This is a genomic window from Pseudomonas gessardii, from assembly GCF_001983165.1.
Classification (GTDB): domain Bacteria; phylum Pseudomonadota; class Gammaproteobacteria; order Pseudomonadales; family Pseudomonadaceae; genus Aquipseudomonas; species Aquipseudomonas gessardii.
The window spans coordinates 135,224-152,745 of sequence record NZ_MNPU01000007.1 but is presented as its reverse complement, the minus strand read 5'-3'; the positions used below and the strand labels follow the sequence as shown (position 1 = coordinate 152,745).

The window sequence follows — 17,522 nt, the reverse complement described above, 5'->3', positions numbered from 1 at the left end:
AAGAGAACACCATGAGCCGCCTGACCGTTACCCCCTTAAGCACCGCCCTGGGCGCCCAGATCAGTGGCGTCGATATCACCCAGGCGCTGAACCTCGAACAGCGCGACGCCATCGAGCAGGCGTTGCTCCAGCATTCGGTGCTGTTCTTTCGCGACCAGCCGATCACCCCGCAGCAGCAAGCGCGTTTCGCGGCGAGTTTCGGTGACCTGCATATTCACCCGATCTACCCCAACGTACCCGAGCAGCCTGAAGTGCTGGTACTCGACACCGCCGTCACCGACGTGCGCGACAACGCCATCTGGCACACCGACGTGACCTTCCTGCCCACTCCAGCCATGGGCGCCGTGCTCAGCGCCAAGCTGCTACCGGCCTTTGGCGGTGACACCTTGTGGGCCAGCGGCATTGCGGCCTTTGAGGCGTTATCGGAACCGATGAAGAGCTTTTTGACCGGCCTGACGGCGACCCACGACTTCACCCGCTCATTCCCTGTGGAACGTTACGGCAACAGCACCCAAGACCTGGCCCGCTGGGAAGAAGCCCGCAGAAAGAACCCGCCGCTGTCGCACCCGGTGATCCGCACGCACCCGGTCAGCGGGCGCAAATCGCTGTTTGTCAGTGACGGCTTCACCAGCAAGATCAACGAGCTGGAACCGGCCGAAAGCGAGGTCATCCTCAAACTGCTGTTCGCCCACGCCACGCGCCCGGAATTCACTCTCCGCTGGCGCTGGCAAGCCAACGACGTGGCCTTCTGGGACAACCGCGTGACCCAGCACTACGCCGTGGACGACTATCGGCCACAGCGGCGGGTGATGCATCGGGCGACGATTTTGGGTGATGTGCCGTTCTAAACAGCTGATGAACGGACTAACCCCAGATTAACTGGAGGGGCTATGCTCTCAATGATTTCATTGATTGCATAAGGAGTTATGCCTAATGGCCAGCCTGACCATCCGTAATCTGGATGACTCCATCAAAGAACTGCTACGCATTGAAGCTGCGCATAACGGCCACTCCATGGAAGAGGAGGCTCGACTGATCCTGCGCAAATCGCTGGTGAAAATCAGTAGCGGTCGTGGCCTGGGACGCCGAATCCAGGAGCGTTTCGCACCAGCGGGCGGAGTGGAGTTGGACCTGCCAACGCGCGACGCATCGGTGAGGACGGTGGAGTTCGATAAATGATCGTGCTCGACACCAATGTATTGTCTGAATTGATGCGACCCGCACCGGCAGGCGCAGTTCTTCGCTGGATCGAACAACAGGCCGATGAAGACCTGTTTATCAGCGCCATTACCATGGCAGAAATCCTGCACGGTATTGCGCGTCTGCCCGAAGGAAAGCGCAAACAACACTTGACCGTTCAAGCACTGGAAATGTTTGAAGAGGACTTTGCCGACCACATACTGCCATTTGATGCGGATGCAGCGGCTGCATATGCGCAATTAGTGACCGCCAGAGAGCAGTCAGGCAAGCCTGTAGCCCTGGCCGATGCGCAGATCGCAGCTATTTGCCGCTCGCAGCAGGCCGGCCTTGCCACAAGAAACATCAAGGATTTCGCAGAGACAGGGGTTGAAATCATCAACCCCTGGGATGAGGGCTAGCAAGCCCTGCGCCTCAGCGCACCAGATGCAAGAACTGCAAGTGCCGCTCGTACTGGTCAAGGATGTCGTTGATGATCTGCTCCTTGGTGTAGCCCACCAGGTCGTAGTCCTGGCTGCCCTCGCTCAAGTGCACTTCGGCGCGGTAGTAGCGACGGTTGTTCATCTCTTTGGAGCCCATGCCGCCTCGGGCAAAGGATGGCGTGAAGTAGCCGCGCATCTGCACCTGGTAGACAAACGGATGCTCTTCGCCGTGGCCGATTTCCAGGCTGACGCTGTCGTTGGACGGGTCGGGCTGGGTGACCACGTTCAGGCCCTTCTCGACAAACACGGCGGTCACTTCTTCAATGGCCGGGCGGACCGTGGTTTCGAGGAAGCGGTAGACCTCGTCCCGCGAAGGGAAATGCACCGCCTGGCTCAAGCGCTGGCGCCAGCCGCCACGGCCCCTGCGGGATGCCGACACCGGGGCCAGGGAGTGCAGTTGGGCGATCTGCTTCTGGGATTCGAGGTAGAACGCCTTGTGCAGCCCCCACATCATCAACAACAGGATCAACGAGAACGGCAGCGAGGTCAGCACCACCGCCGACTTGAGCGAGTCGATGCTGCCGGCGAACAGCAAGGCGCTGGTCACCAGCGCGGTCATGGCGCCCCAGAACACCCGCAGCCACTTCGGCCCGTCTTCATCGGCATTGCCGCCCTTGGACGACAGGGTCGACAGCACCACGGTGCCGGAGTCGGCCGAGGTGACAAAGAACACAAAGCTGATAAACACCGTGACCGCGATCACGGTCTTGCTCCACGGGTAGGTTTCCAGCAGCAGGTACAGGCTCATCGACGGGTCGTCGATGGCCGACTGGCCCAGGGCGACCATGCCATGGTTGAGCACCTGGTCAATCGCGCTGTTGCCGAAGATCGACATCCACGCCAGGGTGAAGCCCAGCGGGATCAGCAGCACGCCGAAGACGAATTCGCGGATGGTGCGGCCACGGGAGATCCGGGCGATGAACAGGCCCACGAACGGCGACCATGCGATCCACCAGGCCCAGTAGAACACCGTCCAACCGCCGAGCCAGTCGCTGGGCTTATCGTAGGCGTACACATCAAAACTCTTGCTCGGCAACGCGCCGAGGTAGTCACCGATGTTCTGGATCAGGGTGTTGAGCAAATGCTGGGTGGGCCCGGCGAACAATACAAACAGCAGCAGCGCACAGGCCAGCAGCATGTTGATGTCGGACATAACCCGCACGCCCTTGTCGACACCGGCCACCGCAACCAGGATCGCCGCGCCCATCATCAGGGTAATCAGGCCGACCTGGATCCATTGGGTATGGGCGATGCCGAACAGGTAGTCCAGGCCCGAGTTGAGGTGCAGCACCCCAAAGCCCATGTCGGCCCCCAGGCCGAACACCGTGGCGATGATGCCAAAGCCATCCACTGCATAGCCGATGGGGCCGTTGATACGCTTGCCGATCAGCGGGTACAGCGCCGAGCGCAAGGCCAGCGGCAGGTTATGCCGGTAGGCGAAGTACGCCAGGGCCATGCCGACAAACGCAAACACCCCCCAGCCATGCAGGCCCCAATGCAGGAACAGCACCTGCATGGCCTGGCGCGCCGCGTCGGCATTCAAGGCCTCGCCCTGGGGCGGTTGCACCAGGTGGGTCAAGGGTTCCGAGACGCAGAAGAAAAACAGCGTGATGCTGATCCCGGCGGCAAACAGCATGCCGGCCCAGGACAGATAACTGAATTCGGGCTCGTCGTGGTCGGCACCGAGTTTGATCTTGCCGTAGCCAGACAACGCGGTGACCACCACGAAGACCAGATACAGGGTCATCGCCAGCATGTAGTACCAGCCGACCGTATTGGCCGCCCAGTTTTGCGCGGCCAGCAACCAGGCGCCGGCCTGTTCAGGGACCGCAATGACGGTGAGGCCAAACAGCAGGATAAAACTGGCGGCGAAGTAAAACACCGGCGCATTCATGCGCACCAGGCCGCTTGAAGGGGTAGATGATGCACTCATGAACGGTGCACCTCGAAGGTGTTGGATATGGCTGTGTAAAACGGACTCAGCAAAGGTAAGCCTCCTGTTGTGAGCGGGCAGCGAACCACCGGTTTAACTTGAACGAACGTTCAAGTTAAACATGGATAGGCGGTCTGGGACTAATCGCAGGGCTGAGTGGTAGGTAATTCCTACACTAGCTCAAGGAAGGGTATGACGGGCGGGAAAGGCAAAACGTTCAGCGATTGCAGATTGAATTTGGAATACAGGCAAAATGTGGGAGCGGGCTTGCCCGCGATGGCGGTGGGTCAGCCAAATATCTCTAACCCGGCACTCCGCTATCGCGGGCAAGCCCGCTCCCACACAAGCCCGCACACATTAGATCGTCGCTATTTCTGCGTCCCATCATCATGCTGCAAATTCGCCTGCGTGATATTCGCCCCCGCCGGCACGCTGCGCGTCAGCCACACGTTGCCGCCAATGGTCGAGCCCTTACCGATGGTGATCCGCCCCAGGATCGTCGCCCCGGCGTAAATCACCACATCGTCCTCGACAATCGGGTGGCGTGGATGGCCCTTTTGCAACTGCCCATCTTCATCCGCCGGGAAACGCTTGGCGCCCAGGGTCACCGCCTGGTAGATGCGCACCCGCTCGCCAATGATCGCCGTTTCGCCAATCACCACACCCGTGCCGTGGTCGATAAAGAAGCTCGGGCCGATCTGCGCGCCTGGGTGAATGTCGATACCGGTGGCCGAATGGGCGATTTCCGCGCTGATCCGCGCGAGCAGAGGCAGCCCGGCGCGATACAAATGGTGGGCCAGGCGATGGTGGATCACCGCAAGGATCCCCGGATAGCACAGCAGCACCTCATCCACACTGCGTGCGGCCGGATCGCCGTGATAGGCCGCCAGCACATCGGTGTCCAACAGGCTGCGCAGCGCCGGCAAGGCCAGGGCAAAGTCCTGGATCAGGCGAATGGCCAGTGCATTGACTTCATTGTCGGCCCGGCCGCCCTGGCGTGCGGCATAGCGCAACTCCAGGCGGGCCTGGGCGAGCAGGGCGTTGAGCGCCACATCCAGGGTATGGCCGACGTAGAAGTCCTCACTTTCCTCGCGCAGATCCACCGGCCCCAGGCGCATGGGGAACAGCGCGCCGCACAGCGCTTCAAGAATCTGCGCCATCGCATCACGGGAAGGTAGCTCGCGCCCGCCCTGTTCGCCGCTGACCCGGCCGTTGCGGGTACGCCACTGATCCCGGGCGCCACGCAACTGGCTGACGATGGTCTGTAATTGCCAATGACTGGAACGATCACTCACGGTATTCCCTCCTGAGGTAATGGCCATCACTTTACGGTATGCAACCGGGCGGCCCTTAAGAACCAATGGTGCGATGCTAATAACACTTTGGCATAAGCATCTGGCGGTTGCCCCGGCAAAAAGCCCTGCCTATAGTCCTTCCCATCTCTTATTACCTGTGCGTAACCATGATCAAACAACAGCTCGAGCGTTTTAATCGTCTGGACCTGCTGGGTGGCGCCACCGCCCTGGAAAAACTCGAACGACTGTCGACCTGGCTGGGCCGTGATATCTACATCAAGCGCGACGACACCACGCCGCTGGCCATGGGCGGCAACAAACTGCGCAAACTCGAATACCTCGCCGCCGATGCCCTGGCCCAGGGCGCCGACACGCTGATCACCGCCGGTGCGATCCAGTCCAACCATGTGCGCCAGACCGCAGCCCTGGCGGCCAGGCTAGGCCTGGGGTGTGTCGCCCTGCTGGAAAACCCCACAGGGACCGACGACCCCAACTACCTGGGCAATGGCAATCGCCTGCTGGTGGAGCTGTTCGACGCCAAGGTCGAACAGGTCGAAAACCTGGATAACGCCGACGAGCAACTCCACGCCCTGGCCGAACGCCTGCGCAACAACGGCAAAAAGCCGTACCTGGTGCCTATTGGCGGTTCCAACGCCCTCGGCGCCCTGGGTTACGTGCGCGCCGGCCTGGAATTGGCCGGGCAGATCGAAGACAGCGGCCTGCAGTTCGCGGCGGTGGTCCTGGCCTCCGGCAGCGCCGGCACCCACAGCGGCCTGGCCCTGGCGTTGAGCGAAGTGCTGCCGGACTTGCCGGTGATTGGCGTCACCGTGTCACGCACCGACGAAGCGCAACGGCCCAAGGTCCAAGGCCTGGCCGAGCGCACCGCACAGCTGCTGGGGGTGGCGCTACCCGACGCGTTCAAGGTGGTGTTGTGGGACGAATACTTCGCCCCGCGCTATGGCGAACCCAACGCCGGCACCCTGGCGGCAATCAAGCTGCTGGCGAGCCAGGAAGGCCTGTTGCTGGACCCGGTCTACACCGGCAAGGCCATGGCCGGCTTGCTCGATGGTATCGGGCGTGGGGCGTTCGAGGACGGCCCGATCATCTTCCTGCACACCGGCGGGGCGCCGGCGTTGTTTGCCTATGACTCAGCATTCTGACTGAAGGCATGCGGATTAAATGTGGGAGCGGGCTTGCCCGCGATTGCGGTGGTTCTGTGATGAATCGGGCGCCTGACACACGGCTATCGCGGGCAAGCCCACTCCCCTATTGAATCTCTACTTCATATTCAAAAATGGAATATAAAAATTAATTTATATTATTTTTAACACTTTAAAAGCCGCCCTATAGTCGCGCTCCCACACACCGCGTTTTTAGGGCAGGATACGACCACTGCGTCACCTGCTTCGCACACCATAAAAAACACAGGGGCTTGTCATGACTATTTCTGTACTGCGTCGTACGTTGCTGATTGGCACATTGGGCCTGGCCCTTGGCGCCGGGTTGCTGGGCCAGGCAGTTGCCGGCGAGCAACTGGGCAATATCAAGAAGGCCGGCGAGATCAAGATCGGCCTGGAAGGCACCTACCCACCGTTCAGCTTCGTCGATGAAAGCGGCAAGCTCAGCGGCTTTGAGGTCGAGCTGGCCGAAGCCCTGGCCAAGGAGCTGGGGGTCAAGGTCAAGCTGCAGGCCACCCCGTGGGACGGCATCCTCGCCGCCCTGGAGTCCAAGCGCCTCGACGCGGTGGTCAACCAGGTGACGATCTCCGAAGAGCGCCAGAAAAAATACGACTTCTCCAAGCCCTACACCGTCTCCGGGATCCAGGCGCTGACCCTGGCGAAAAACGTCGACACCATCAAGACCGCCGACGACCTGGCCGGCAAGAAAGTCGGGGTGGGCCTGGGCACCAACTACGAGCAATGGCTCAAGGACAACCAACCCAAAGCCATTATCAAGACCTATAACGACGACCCCACCAAATTCCAGGACTTGCGCATCGGCCGCATCGACGCGATTCTGATCGACCGCCTGGCCGCCCTGGGATATGCGAAAAAAGCCAAGGACACCGCCGCTGCCGGTGCAGCCTTCTCGCGCCAGGAAGCCGGGATTGCCCTGCGCAAAGGTGAGCCTGAGCTGCTTGAAGCGGTGAACCAGGCTCTGGACAAACTGCGCGCCGACGGCACCTTGAAGAAGCTGTCCGAGAAATACTTCAACGCTGACGTCACTCAATAATGGAAGCAGGTTTCCAACTCGCGCTCGACTCCGCGCCCTTTCTGCTCAAGGGCGCGTACTACACGGTGATCCTCAGCCTCGGCGGGATGTTTTTCGGCTTGCTGCTGGGCTTTGGCCTGGCCTTGATGCGCCTGTCGCGCTTCAAGCTTTTGAGCTGGACGGCCCGGGTGTACGTCTCGTTCTTTCGTGGCACGCCGTTGCTGGTGCAGCTGTTTTTGATCTACTACGGCTTGCCGCAGGTAGGCATCGAGCTGGATCCGATCCCGGCGGCGATGATCGGCTTCTCGCTGAACATGGCCGCCTATGCCTGTGAAATCCTGCGCGCGGCCATCGGCTCCATCGAGCGCGGCCAGTGGGAAGCGGCCGCCAGTATCGGCATGACCCGCGCGCAGACCCTGCGTCGGGCCATCCTGCCGCAGGCCATGCGCACGGCCCTGCCGCCGTTGGGCAATAGCTTTATTTCCCTGGTAAAAGACACGGCGCTGGCCGCCACCATCCAGGTGCCCGAGCTGTTCCGCCAGGCCCAACTGGTGTCGGCGCGCACCTTTGAAATTTTCACCATGTACCTGTCTGCGGCCCTGATCTACTGGGTCCTGGCGAGCATCCTGGCGCATTTTCAAAATCGCCTGGAAGACCGGGTCAACCGGCATGACCTGGAGTCTTGAAGCATGATCGTGGTTGAAAAACTGACCAAACAATTCAAGGGCCAGGTGGTGCTCAACGGGATCGACCTGGAGGTCAAGGAAGGCGAAGTCGTCGCCATCATCGGCCCCAGCGGTTCCGGCAAGACCACCTTCCTGCGCTGCCTGAACTTCCTCGAAGAGCCCACCAGTGGCCGGATCAAGGTCGGTGAGATCGAGATCGACGGCAGCCGCCCGCTCAACCAGCAACAGGGCCTGGTGCGGCGCCTGCGCCAGCATGTGGGCTTTGTGTTCCAGAACTTCAACCTGTTCCCCCATCGCACCGCGCTGGAAAACGTCATCGAAGGCCCACTGGTGGTCAAAAAGATGCCGCACGACGCCGCCGACCGCCTCGGCCGTGCCCTGCTGGCCAAGGTCGGCCTGGCAGGCAAGGAAGACGCCTACCCCCGGCGCCTGTCCGGTGGCCAGCAGCAACGGGTGGCCATTGCCCGGGCCTTGGCGATGGAGCCGGAGGTGATCCTGTTCGATGAGCCGACCTCGGCCCTCGACCCGGAGCTGGTGGGCGAAGTACTGGCAACCATCCGCAGCCTGGCCGAAGAAAACCGCACCATGGTCATCGTCACCCACGAAATGAGCTTTGCCCGGGATGTGGCCAACCGGGTGATCTTTTTCGACAAGGGTGTGATCGTCGAGCAAGGCGAAGCCAAGGCGTTGTTTGCCAACCCCAGGGAAGAACGCACCCGGCAGTTCCTCAGCAAATTCCTCACCCACTAAAACAACCCTGACCTACTGTAGGAGCGAGCTTGCTCGCGAAAAACGTCAACGATAACGCGCAGAATCAGATTAACCGTGTCGTCTGGGCGTTCTTCGCGAGCAAGCTCGCTCCTACAGGGATCGGCGCGACTCACCTCGAAAAACACACTACCCAAACCCGCCTTTAACCCCCCTTCCAGTCAGACCCTTCTGAATAATCCCAAACCCGCCGTTTAGCCTTTTGCCGCCATTGACGCCCCCTGGCCAACCCTCTTATCTAAGGCCCAGAGGATTGGATCCTATCCTGGCTTTTCAAGAAATCGTTCCTTTTTGAACCCCACGCCGAGGTTCGGAACGATCGCTGCTGGCTGCATCAAGGAGATTATTTATGACGCACATTACCCCCCTGGCCATGCTCGCCGCGCCGACAGTGCCCCAGGCCCTCAAACAAGGAATCAATGCGCAGGCCGCCACCCATCTACAGGTCGAGATCGCCCCCTACCCGGACATGGGCAAGGGCGACTTGATCGAGCTGTTCTGGAACAACTGCTTTGCCGCCTCCAAGCGCGTGAGCGCCGCCGATATCGGCCAGCCCAGCAGCCTGCGAGTGCCAGAAAGCTTTGTGCAAAATGGCGCCGCACGCATTCATTACCGGGTCATGCAAGTGGGGCGCGGCCCGGCGCGCTCCATGATCACCCGGGTGCAGGTCAAGACCGCCTGCCCGGGCGGCCAGCCATCGGTGCTGTGTGGCGAAGAAAACCAGAACCTGGCCCCCGTCGGCCTGCCTGAAACCATCCGCCGCCATGGCGTCAACCCCAGCCAGATCCGCCGGGGCGTGCCGTTGACCATCGAGCCTTACCTGAACATGGCCACGGGTGATGCAATCACCCTGCGCTGGGGCGATGCGCGCCTGGACCTGCCCCCCATCCAGGCCACCGAGGTGGGACGCCCCGTGCAAGTCTGGGTGCCGTCGACGCTGATCCTCGAAGCGGGGGACGATGCCCGCCAGGAGGTCACCTACTGCGTGATCGACCGCGTGGGCAACAACTCGCGCTGGGCGCCCGGACGTATCGTGAGCATTGCCCAGGCCAAAGCCCCAGGCGCGGCCGACGCCTTGTCGGTGTACCAGCCACGCCGCCCTGGCTCGCCCTGCGAGCCGGGGTGACAGGCCTTCTATGCATATTCCTAAAAGTTAGTTTATTTAAAAAATAAACACGCTTAGGGTATATGCACCGGACCACCGGACATTCCTGATTTTTAAGCTTTCCACGGATGTGAGGTAGGTATGGTCAACATTACCCCGGTGTACAACGCCAGGGCATTACGCGTCGCCACGCAGGGGCGCACCGATGTCTAACTTGGCGCAATCGCCCCTCCAGAGCGATCTGGATATCGCCCCGCTGCTGTTGCCCACCCAGGTGCTGCGCAACGACAGCCAAGCCCTCGCCGCCGCCCACGCGCTTGCCCAGGCCGCCCGCCTGCAAGCCGGGCTGCGTGACCGCCAGCGCAAATTGCCCTCGGCCGAAGTCGAACAGTTCACCCGCAGCGGCCTGGGTAGCATTTCCATCCCCCGTGAGTACGGTGGCCCGCAGGTGTCGTTCGTGACCCTGGCCGAGGTGTTCGCGATTATCAGCGCTGCCGACCCCGCCCTGGGGCAGATCCCGCAGAACCACTTCGGCATCCTGCATGCACTGCAAGGCGCCGCCAGCGAGGCACAGAAAAAACAGCTGTTCCAAAGCATCCTGGATGGCTGGCGCATCGGCAATGGCGGCCCGGAGCGTGGCACCAAAAACACCCTGGACCTGAAGGCCCGGATCAGCGCCAAGGGTGACGGCTTTGTCATCAACGGCCAGAAGTTCTACTCCACCGGCGCGCTGTTTGCCCATTGGGTCGCGGTCAAGGCCCTGGACGACGAAGGCCGTCAGGTCATGGCGTTTGTGCGCCGTGGCACGCCGGGATTGCGCATCGTCGATGACTGGTCGGGCTTTGGCCAACGCACCACCGCCAGCGGCACCGTGCTGCTGAACAACGTGCCAGTGGACGCCGAGCTGGTGGTGCCCACCTGGCGCCTGGGGCAAACCCCGGGCATCCAGGGCGCGGTCTCGCAATTGATCCAGGCGGCCATCGACGCCGGCATCGCCCGTGGCGCCCTCGACGACACCATCAGCTTTGTGCGTGAACGCTCGCGGCCGTGGATCGATGCCAAGGTCGAGCGGGCCAGCGACGACCTCTATGTGATCGCCGACATCGGCAAGCTGAAAATCGAACTGCATGCCGCCGAAGCCCTGCTGCGCAAGGCCGGCCAAGTGCTGGACCAGGTCAACGCCGCGCCCATCACCGAACACTCCGCCGCCCGGGCCTCGATCGCCGTGGCGCAAGCCAAGGTGCTGACCACCGAAGTCTCGCTGCTGGTCAGCGAGAAGCTGTTCGAGCTGGCCGGCAGCCGCGCCACCCTCGCCGAATTCAACCTCGACCGCCACTGGCGCAATGCCCGGGTGCACACCCTGCACGACCCGGTGCGCTGGAAATATCACGCGGTGGGCGCCTGGCACCTCAATGGAACCTTGCCGGCCCGGCATTCCTGGATCTGACGACCAGACCTCTGGAGAAAAACATGACGCTTTCCCATCCCGTCGCGGTCATCACCAGCGACGAGCAAGCCCTGATTGTCGCCAGTGACCTGGCCGAAGACTTTCGCCGCGACAGCGCCCTGCGCGACCGCGAACGCCGCCTGCCGCTCGCCGAGCTGGAAGCCTTTTCCCGCTCCGGCCTGTGGGGCATCAGCGTGCCCAAGGCCTACGGCGGCGCTGGCGTATCCAACGTCACCCTGGCCAAGGTCATCGCCCTGATCGCCCAGGCCGATGCCTCCCTGGGGCAGATCCCGCAGAACCATTTCTATGCACTGCAAGTACTGCGCGTCAACGGCAGCCCGGCGCAGCAACAGCGCCTGTACGCCGAGGTGCTGGCCGGCCAGCGCTTTGGCAATGCCCTGGCGGAACTGGGCACCAAGACCGCCCATGACCGGGTGACAAAACTTGTGCGCGATGGTGACGGATTTCGTATCAGCGGCCGCAAGTTCTACGCCACCGGCGCGATCTACGCCCAGCGCATTCCCACCTCGGTGGTGGATGAACACGGTGTGCAGCAACTGGCCTTTGTGCCGCGTGACAGCCAGGGCCTGACGGTGATCGACGACTGGAGCGGCTTTGGCCAGCGCACCACCGGCAGCGGCTCGGTGGTGTTCGACCATGTGTGGGTCGGTGCCGAAGACGTGATCCCGTTCCAGAGCGCCTTCGAGCGCCCGACCACCGTGGGCCCGCTGGCGCAGATCCTGCACGCGGCCATCGACACCGGCATCGCCCGCGCCGCCTTTGAAGATGCCCTGCATTTTGTGCGCACCAAGACCCGGCCGTGGATCGACTCGGGCAATGACAAGGCCAGCGAAGACCCGCTGACCCTGAAAAGCTTCGGCCACCTGAGCATCCGCCTGCACGCCAGCGAAGCCCTGCTGGAGCGCGCCGGCGAATACCTCGACCGCGCCCAGGCCGACAGCACCGCACAAACCGTCGCCGCGGCCTCGATTGCCGTGGCCGAAGTACGCGCCCTGAGCACCGAGATTTCCCTGGCCGCCGGCAGCACCCTGTTTGAACTGGCCGGCAGCCAGGCGACCCTCGCCGAACATGGCCTGGACCGCCACTGGCGCAACGCCCGGGTACACACCCTGCACGACCCGGTGCGCTGGAAGTACCACGCGGTAGGCAACTACTACCTCAACGATGAAAACCCGCCGCTGCGGGGGACCATTTGATGGCGAAGAAAAAGATCCTGCTCAATGCCTTCAACATGAACTGCATCGGGCATATCAACCATGGCCTGTGGACCCATCCACGGGATACCTCGACCCAGTACAAGACCGTCGAATACTGGACCGAACTGGCGCAACTGCTGGAGCGCGGCCTGTTCGACGGCTTGTTTATCGCCGATATCGTTGGCGTGTACGACGTCTATCAAGGCTCGGTCGAGGTGCCGCTCAAGGAGTCGATCCAACTGCCGGTCAACGACCCGCTGCTGCTGGTCTCGGCCATGGCCGCCGTAACGAAAAACCTCGGCTTCGGCCTGACCGCCAACCTCACCTACGAGCCGCCGTATCTGTTCGCCCGGCGCATGTCCACCCTCGATCACCTGAGCCGTGGCCGGGTGGGCTGGAACATCGTCACCGGCTATCTGGACAGCGCCGCCAAGGCCATGGGCCTCACCGAGCAGGTCGAACATGACCGGCGCTACGACCAGGCCGACGAGTACCTGCAGGTGCTGTACAAGCTGTGGGAAGGCAGCTGGGAAGACGATGCGGTGCTCAACGACCCGCAACAGCGGATCTATGCCCAGCCGGGCAAGGTGCACAAGGTCGAGCACCATGGCGAGTTCTATCAGGTGCAGGGTTATCACCTGTGCGAGCCCTCGCCGCAGCGCACGCCGGTGCTGTTCCAGGCCGGCAGTTCGGAGCGCGGCCTGCTGTTCGCCGGGCGCCATGCCGAGTGCGTGTTTATCAGCGGGCAGAACAAGGCCGCGACCAGGGTGCAAGTGGACAAGGTGCGCGCCAGCGCGGTCGCGGCCGGGCGCAACCCGCACGATATCAAGGTGTTCATGGGCCTCAACGTGATTGTCGGCGCCACCGAGGCACTGGCCTGGGCCAAGCATGCCGAGTACCTGAGCTATGCCAGTGCCGAGGCCGGCGTGGCACATTTCAGCGCCTCCACCGCCCTCGACTTCTCGCAATACGAGCTGGATGAACCGATCCAGTACGTGAAGAGCAACGCGATCCAATCGGCCACCAAAGCCTTGCAGAACAACGACTGGACCCGTCGCAAGTTGTTGGAGCAACACGCGTTGGGCGGGCGCTATATCACCCTGGTGGGTTCGCCTGTGCAGGTGGCCGATGAGCTGGAATCCTGGATCGGCGAGACCGGGCTGGATGGCTTCAACCTGACGCGCATTGTTACGCCGGAGAGCTATGTGGACTTCATTGAGTTAGTGATCCCGGAGTTGCAGCGACGGGGGTCGTACAAGACCGCTTATGAGGCCGGAACCTTGCGAGAAAAGGTCTTCCACCGCGAAGCGCATTTACCCGAACAACACACCGGCTCCACCTACCGCCACTGAACCAAAAAATGTGGGAGCTGGCTTGCCTGCGATAGCGGTGTGTCAGTTGATGCAGTTGGCACTGATACACCGCTATCGCAGGCAAGCCAGCTCCCACATTGGATCTTCATTGTTTTTCCCCACACCTTATGACTGGAAATCGACCATGAACAAAACACTGCTGTCCCACCCAGTCAAAGCACTGGCCCTGGCCCTCGGCCTGTTCAGCTCGGCGGTGTTTGCCGCCGAGGCGCCGCTCAAAGTCGGCACCACGGCGGCCTTCGCCATTCCCCTGGAAGCCGCCGTGGAAGAGGCCGGCAAACAGGGCCTGAAGGTCGAGTTGGTGGAGTTCACCGACTGGATCGCGCCCAATGTCAGCCTCGCCGCCGGCGATATCGACGTGAATTACTTCCAGCACATTCCGTTCCTGGAAAACGCCAAGGCCGCCGCCGGTTTTGACCTGGTGCCGTTCAAGCCGGGGATCATCAACAACGTGGGTCTGTACTCGAAAAAATTCAAAAGCTTCGATGAACTGCCCCAGGGCGCCAGCGTGGCCATCGCCAACGACCCGATCAACAGCGGGCGCGGCCTGCAACTGCTGGCCAAGGCGGGCTTGATCAGCCTCAAGCCGGGCGTGGGCTACAAGGCCACCGAAGAAGACATCGTCGCCAACCCGAAAAAGCTCAAGATCCTGCAAGTCGAAGCAGTACAGCTGGTACGCGCCTATGACGATGCCGACCTGGTGCAGGGCTACCCGGCCTATATCCGCCTGTCCAAGACCTTCAATGCCGAGTCGGCGCTGCTGTTCGACGGCCTCGACCACCCGGAATACGTGATCCAGTTCGTGACCCAGCCCAAAGGCACGAGCGACCCGCGGGTGATCAAGTTCGTCGAGATCTACCAGCATTCGCCGGTGGTGCGCGCGGCCCTGGATAAATCCCTCGGCACCCTGTACCAAGTCGGTTGGGAAGGCTGAACATGAGCGCCGCCAACAGCCAACTGCGCGACCTGGGCACACCGCCCAGGGACGCCCGGCAGACCGAACTGCACCCAGACCTCAACCGCGCCCATGTGCGTTTTATCAACCTGGGCAAAACCTATGACGGCACGGTGCATGCGCTGCAAGGCATTGACCTGGCGATCCAGCACGGCGAAGTGTTCGGCATCATCGGCCGCAGTGGCGCCGGCAAGTCGTCGCTGATCCGCACCATCAACCGCCTGGAGCACCCCAGCAGCGGCCGGGTGCTGATCGACCAGGTGGATATCGGCGACTTCGACGAAGACCGCCTGGTGGCCCTGCGGCGGCGCATCGGCATGATCTTCCAGCACTTCAACCTGATGTCGGCCAAGACCGTGTGGCAGAACGTCGAGTTGCCGCTGAAAGTCGCCGGCGTGCCCAAGCCACAGCGCGAACAGAAAGTGCGTGAGCTGCTGGCACTGGTGGGCTTGCAGGACAAGCACCAGGCGTACCCGGCGCAGTTGTCCGGCGGGCAGAAGCAACGGGTGGGCATTGCCCGCTCGCTGGTGCACGACCCGCAGATCCTGCTGTGCGACGAGGCCACCTCGGCCCTGGACCCGGAGACCACCCAGTCGATCCTCGGCCTGTTGCGCGAGATCAACCAGCGCCTGGGCCTGACCATCGTGCTGATCACCCACGAGATGGCGGTGATCCGCGAAATCTGCGACCGCGTGGTGGTGCTGGAACACGGGCGGATCGTCGAGCAAGGCCCGGTGTGGGAAGTGTTTGGCAACCCTCGGCATGAGGTCAGCAAGACCCTGCTGGCGCCCCTGCAACACGGCTTGCCCGATGAGCTGCAAAAACGTTTGCAGGCCACGCCACAGTCGGCGCAGGCGGCCGTGGTGCTGCGCCTGCAATTTACCGGCGCCAGCGCGGATGAGCCGGACCTCGCCGCGCTGTTCAGCGCCCTGGGTGGGCGCGTGCGCCTGCTGCAAGGCGGGGTCGAGCGCATCCAGGGCCACGCCCTGGGGCAGTTGCTGCTGGCGGTGAGCGGCTCCACCCTGGAGGCCGACACATTACGCACCCGCGCCACGCGCTGGGCACAACAGGTCGAGGTGCTGGGCTATGTGGTTTGATCGTTTATTACAGGGCGCCATCGACACCTTGTTGATGGTCGGTGTGTCGTCGTTGATCGCGCTGCTGGTGGGCATTCCGCTGGCGGTGTTGCTGGTCACCAGCGACAAGGGCGGCATCTACCAGGCCCCCGCGTTGAACCGGGTGCTGGGGGCGTTCGTCAATCTGTTCCGCTCCATCCCGTTCCTGATTCTGATGGTGGCGCTGATCCCCTTCACCCGGCTGATCGTCGGCACCACCTACGGCGTCTGGGCCGCCGTGGTGCCACTGACCATCGCCGCCACGCCGTTTTTTGCGCGGATCGCCGAGGTCAGCCTGCGCGAAGTCGAACATGGCCTGATCGAAGCCGCCCAGGCCATGGGCTGCCGACGCTGGCATATCGTCTGGCATGTGCTGTTGCCGGAAGCGCTGCCGGGGATTGTCGGCGGGTTCACCATTACCCTGGTGACCATGATCAACTCGTCGGCCATGGCCGGGGCAATTGGCGCCGGTGGCCTGGGGGACATTGCCTACCGCTACGGCTACCAGCGCTTCGACAGCCAGATCATGCTGACGGTGATTGTGTTGCTGGTGATACTGGTGGCCGTGATCCAGCTGGGCGGTGATCGCCTGGCGAGAGTGCTGAATAAAAGGTGAGGTATAGTCGGGCTATCTCAGCGCCCGGTATTGCCCATCATGCCCCTCAAGCCCGACGACCTCGACCAGATCACCGCCACCACCCTCGGCCACTACAACACTGTGGCCGAGGACTTCCGTGAAGGCACCCGCGACCACGATGTGAGCCAGAACATCGACGCCTTGCTGCGGCATATCCAGGCGCAGGCACCGTTTACCGTGCTGGATTTCGGCTGCGGGCCGGGGCGGGACTTGCAGACCTTTACCCGGCTTGGGCATATCGCCGTGGGCCTGGATGGCGCCGAGCGGTTTGCGCAGATGGCGCGCCAGGACAGCGGCTGCGAGGTGCTGCACCAGGACTTCCTCAAGCTTGACCTGCCGGCCGGGCGCTTCGATGGGATCTTTGCCAATGCGGTGCTGTTTCATATTCCCAAGCAGGAACTGCCGCGTATTCTCAAGCAGCTGCATGGGGCGTTGAAACCGGGTGGGGTGTTGTTCAGCTCCAACCCCAGGGGGGAAAACCAGGAGGGCTGGAACGGGCCGCGTTATGGCTCATATCACGACCTTGCGGCCTGGCAGGCGCTGCTGACCACGGCGGGGTTTGTGGAGCTGGAGCACTACTATCGCCCGGCGGGGCTGCCGCGCGAGCAGCAGCCCTGGTTGGCCAGTGTGTGGCGTAAGGCCGGCGGTGCCTGATTTGAAGCCTGCTCCCACATGGGTTCTGTGGTGCCTAGCGCGGTTGTAAACAATCCAACGATTGATCCACCACCACCTTGGCCATTTCTACCAGGTGCATCACCGCCCTTTGATGCCCGCTCATGGCGTCATGGCCTACCTGGGCGGTTGTCACCGCGCAATGCAGCAGATCGGCGGCGCGGGCCAGAGCCTCTTCAAAGCTGAGGTTGTCATTGATGAGGTAAGGGGCGGCGTCAGGCGCACTGGCTTTCAGGTAGTAGTCGATGGCGCGACGGGTGAGGGCATTGTCGCTGAGGAAGTCTTTGTGGGAATGGGGCGGGTCGGGGGTGATTTTGACCATGGTGAACACCTCTTGCTAAGGAAGAAGTTGCCACCGTCCGCTTGCACGCGAATTAGGGTGGCAACTGTACGAAGGTGTGCAAGACCGGGGCAAGAAGCGAAACCCAG

At 62.3% G+C, this 17,522-nt stretch carries 18 protein-coding genes; 15 read left to right on the top strand and 3 right to left on the bottom strand.

The window, feature by feature from the left end:
* Positions 1-11: 11 nt before the first annotated feature.
* The 3 genes from tauD (at position 12) to BLL38_RS07950 (ending at position 1,598) form a co-directional block, all read left to right on the top strand.
* Complete coding sequence (gene tauD, locus BLL38_RS07960) at positions 12-848, top strand: taurine dioxygenase (protein WP_076962069.1); 837 nt, start codon at positions 12-14, stop codon at positions 846-848.
* 85 nt (positions 849-933) lie between these two features.
* Entirely contained in the window at positions 934-1,179 is a 246-nt protein-coding gene (locus BLL38_RS07955; RefSeq protein ID WP_076962068.1) for a FitA-like ribbon-helix-helix domain-containing protein, read from the top strand.
* Positions 1,176-1,598, top strand: coding sequence for a type II toxin-antitoxin system VapC family toxin (locus BLL38_RS07950; protein ID WP_076962067.1), 423 nt, complete (start codon positions 1,176-1,178; stop codon positions 1,596-1,598). The genes BLL38_RS07955 and BLL38_RS07950 overlap by 4 nt, the downstream gene beginning before the upstream one ends.
* Positions 1,599-1,611: 13 nt before the next feature.
* Here BLL38_RS07950 and betT read toward each other — a convergent pair whose 3' ends face one another.
* Both betT and epsC read right to left on the bottom strand, forming a co-directional pair.
* Positions 1,612-3,573: a choline transporter BetT gene (gene betT / locus BLL38_RS07945; RefSeq protein ID WP_162843718.1), complete on the bottom strand. Its 1,962-nt coding sequence runs from the start codon at positions 3,571-3,573 to the stop codon at positions 1,612-1,614.
* Between the two features lie 407 nt (positions 3,574-3,980).
* Entirely contained in the window at positions 3,981-4,907 is a 927-nt protein-coding gene (gene epsC, locus BLL38_RS07940; RefSeq protein ID WP_076962065.1) for a serine O-acetyltransferase EpsC, read from the bottom strand.
* Positions 4,908-5,074: 167 nt separating this feature from the next.
* Here epsC and BLL38_RS07935 point away from each other — a divergent pair, with 167 nt between their 5' ends.
* From BLL38_RS07935 to BLL38_RS07880, 12 genes are all read left to right on the top strand, one after another.
* Positions 5,075-6,067 carry a D-cysteine desulfhydrase gene (locus tag BLL38_RS07935; protein ID WP_076962064.1) on the top strand — a complete coding sequence of 331 codons (993 nt, stop codon included), beginning with the start codon at positions 5,075-5,077 and terminating at the stop codon, positions 6,065-6,067.
* Positions 6,068-6,344: 277 nt separating this feature from the next.
* Positions 6,345-7,139 carry a cystine ABC transporter substrate-binding protein gene (gene tcyJ / locus BLL38_RS07930; RefSeq protein ID WP_076962063.1) on the top strand — a complete coding sequence of 265 codons (795 nt, stop codon included), beginning with the start codon at positions 6,345-6,347 and terminating at the stop codon, positions 7,137-7,139.
* A complete protein-coding gene (gene tcyL, locus BLL38_RS07925; protein WP_029299561.1) occupies positions 7,139-7,804 on the top strand; it encodes a cystine ABC transporter permease in 666 nt (221 codons plus the stop codon). The genes tcyJ and tcyL overlap by 1 nt, the downstream gene beginning before the upstream one ends.
* A gap of 3 nt (positions 7,805-7,807) precedes the next feature.
* Positions 7,808-8,554 (top strand): L-cystine ABC transporter ATP-binding protein TcyN, encoded by a 747-nt coding sequence (gene tcyN / locus BLL38_RS07920; RefSeq protein WP_076962062.1) that lies wholly within the window; start codon positions 7,808-7,810, stop codon positions 8,552-8,554.
* A 367-nt stretch (positions 8,555-8,921) separates the two neighbouring features.
* Entirely contained in the window at positions 8,922-9,698 is a 777-nt protein-coding gene (locus BLL38_RS07915; protein ID WP_076962061.1) for a hypothetical protein, read from the top strand.
* A 184-nt stretch (positions 9,699-9,882) separates the two neighbouring features.
* Positions 9,883-11,124 (top strand): SfnB family sulfur acquisition oxidoreductase, encoded by a 1,242-nt coding sequence (locus BLL38_RS07910; protein WP_076962060.1) that lies wholly within the window; start codon positions 9,883-9,885, stop codon positions 11,122-11,124.
* A 23-nt stretch (positions 11,125-11,147) separates the two neighbouring features.
* Positions 11,148-12,341, top strand: a complete 1,194-nt coding sequence (locus tag BLL38_RS07905; RefSeq protein WP_076962059.1) for an SfnB family sulfur acquisition oxidoreductase — start codon at positions 11,148-11,150, stop codon at positions 12,339-12,341.
* Entirely contained in the window at positions 12,341-13,693 is a 1,353-nt protein-coding gene (locus BLL38_RS07900) for an LLM class flavin-dependent oxidoreductase (RefSeq protein WP_076962058.1), read from the top strand. The genes BLL38_RS07905 and BLL38_RS07900 overlap by 1 nt, the downstream gene beginning before the upstream one ends.
* 145 nt (positions 13,694-13,838) lie before the next feature.
* Positions 13,839-14,648 (top strand): MetQ/NlpA family ABC transporter substrate-binding protein, encoded by an 810-nt coding sequence (locus tag BLL38_RS07895; protein WP_076962057.1) that lies wholly within the window; start codon positions 13,839-13,841, stop codon positions 14,646-14,648.
* A 2-nt stretch (positions 14,649-14,650) separates the two neighbouring features.
* On the top strand, positions 14,651-15,766 hold the full coding sequence (locus BLL38_RS07890; RefSeq protein WP_076962056.1) for a methionine ABC transporter ATP-binding protein: 1,116 nt from the start codon (positions 14,651-14,653) through the stop codon (positions 15,764-15,766).
* Positions 15,756-16,400, top strand: coding sequence for a methionine ABC transporter permease (locus BLL38_RS07885; protein ID WP_076962055.1), 645 nt, complete (start codon positions 15,756-15,758; stop codon positions 16,398-16,400). The genes BLL38_RS07890 and BLL38_RS07885 overlap by 11 nt, the downstream gene beginning before the upstream one ends.
* 39 nt (positions 16,401-16,439) lie before the next feature.
* Complete coding sequence (locus tag BLL38_RS07880) at positions 16,440-17,075, top strand: class I SAM-dependent methyltransferase (protein WP_076962054.1); 636 nt, start codon at positions 16,440-16,442, stop codon at positions 17,073-17,075.
* Between the two features lie 34 nt (positions 17,076-17,109).
* Here BLL38_RS07880 and BLL38_RS07875 read toward each other — a convergent pair whose 3' ends face one another.
* The gene (locus BLL38_RS07875) at positions 17,110-17,415 is read right to left on the bottom strand and encodes a DUF6124 family protein (RefSeq protein WP_076962053.1); all 306 of its coding nucleotides are present in this window, start codon (positions 17,413-17,415) and stop codon (positions 17,110-17,112) included.
* Positions 17,416-17,522 lie beyond the last annotated feature (107 nt).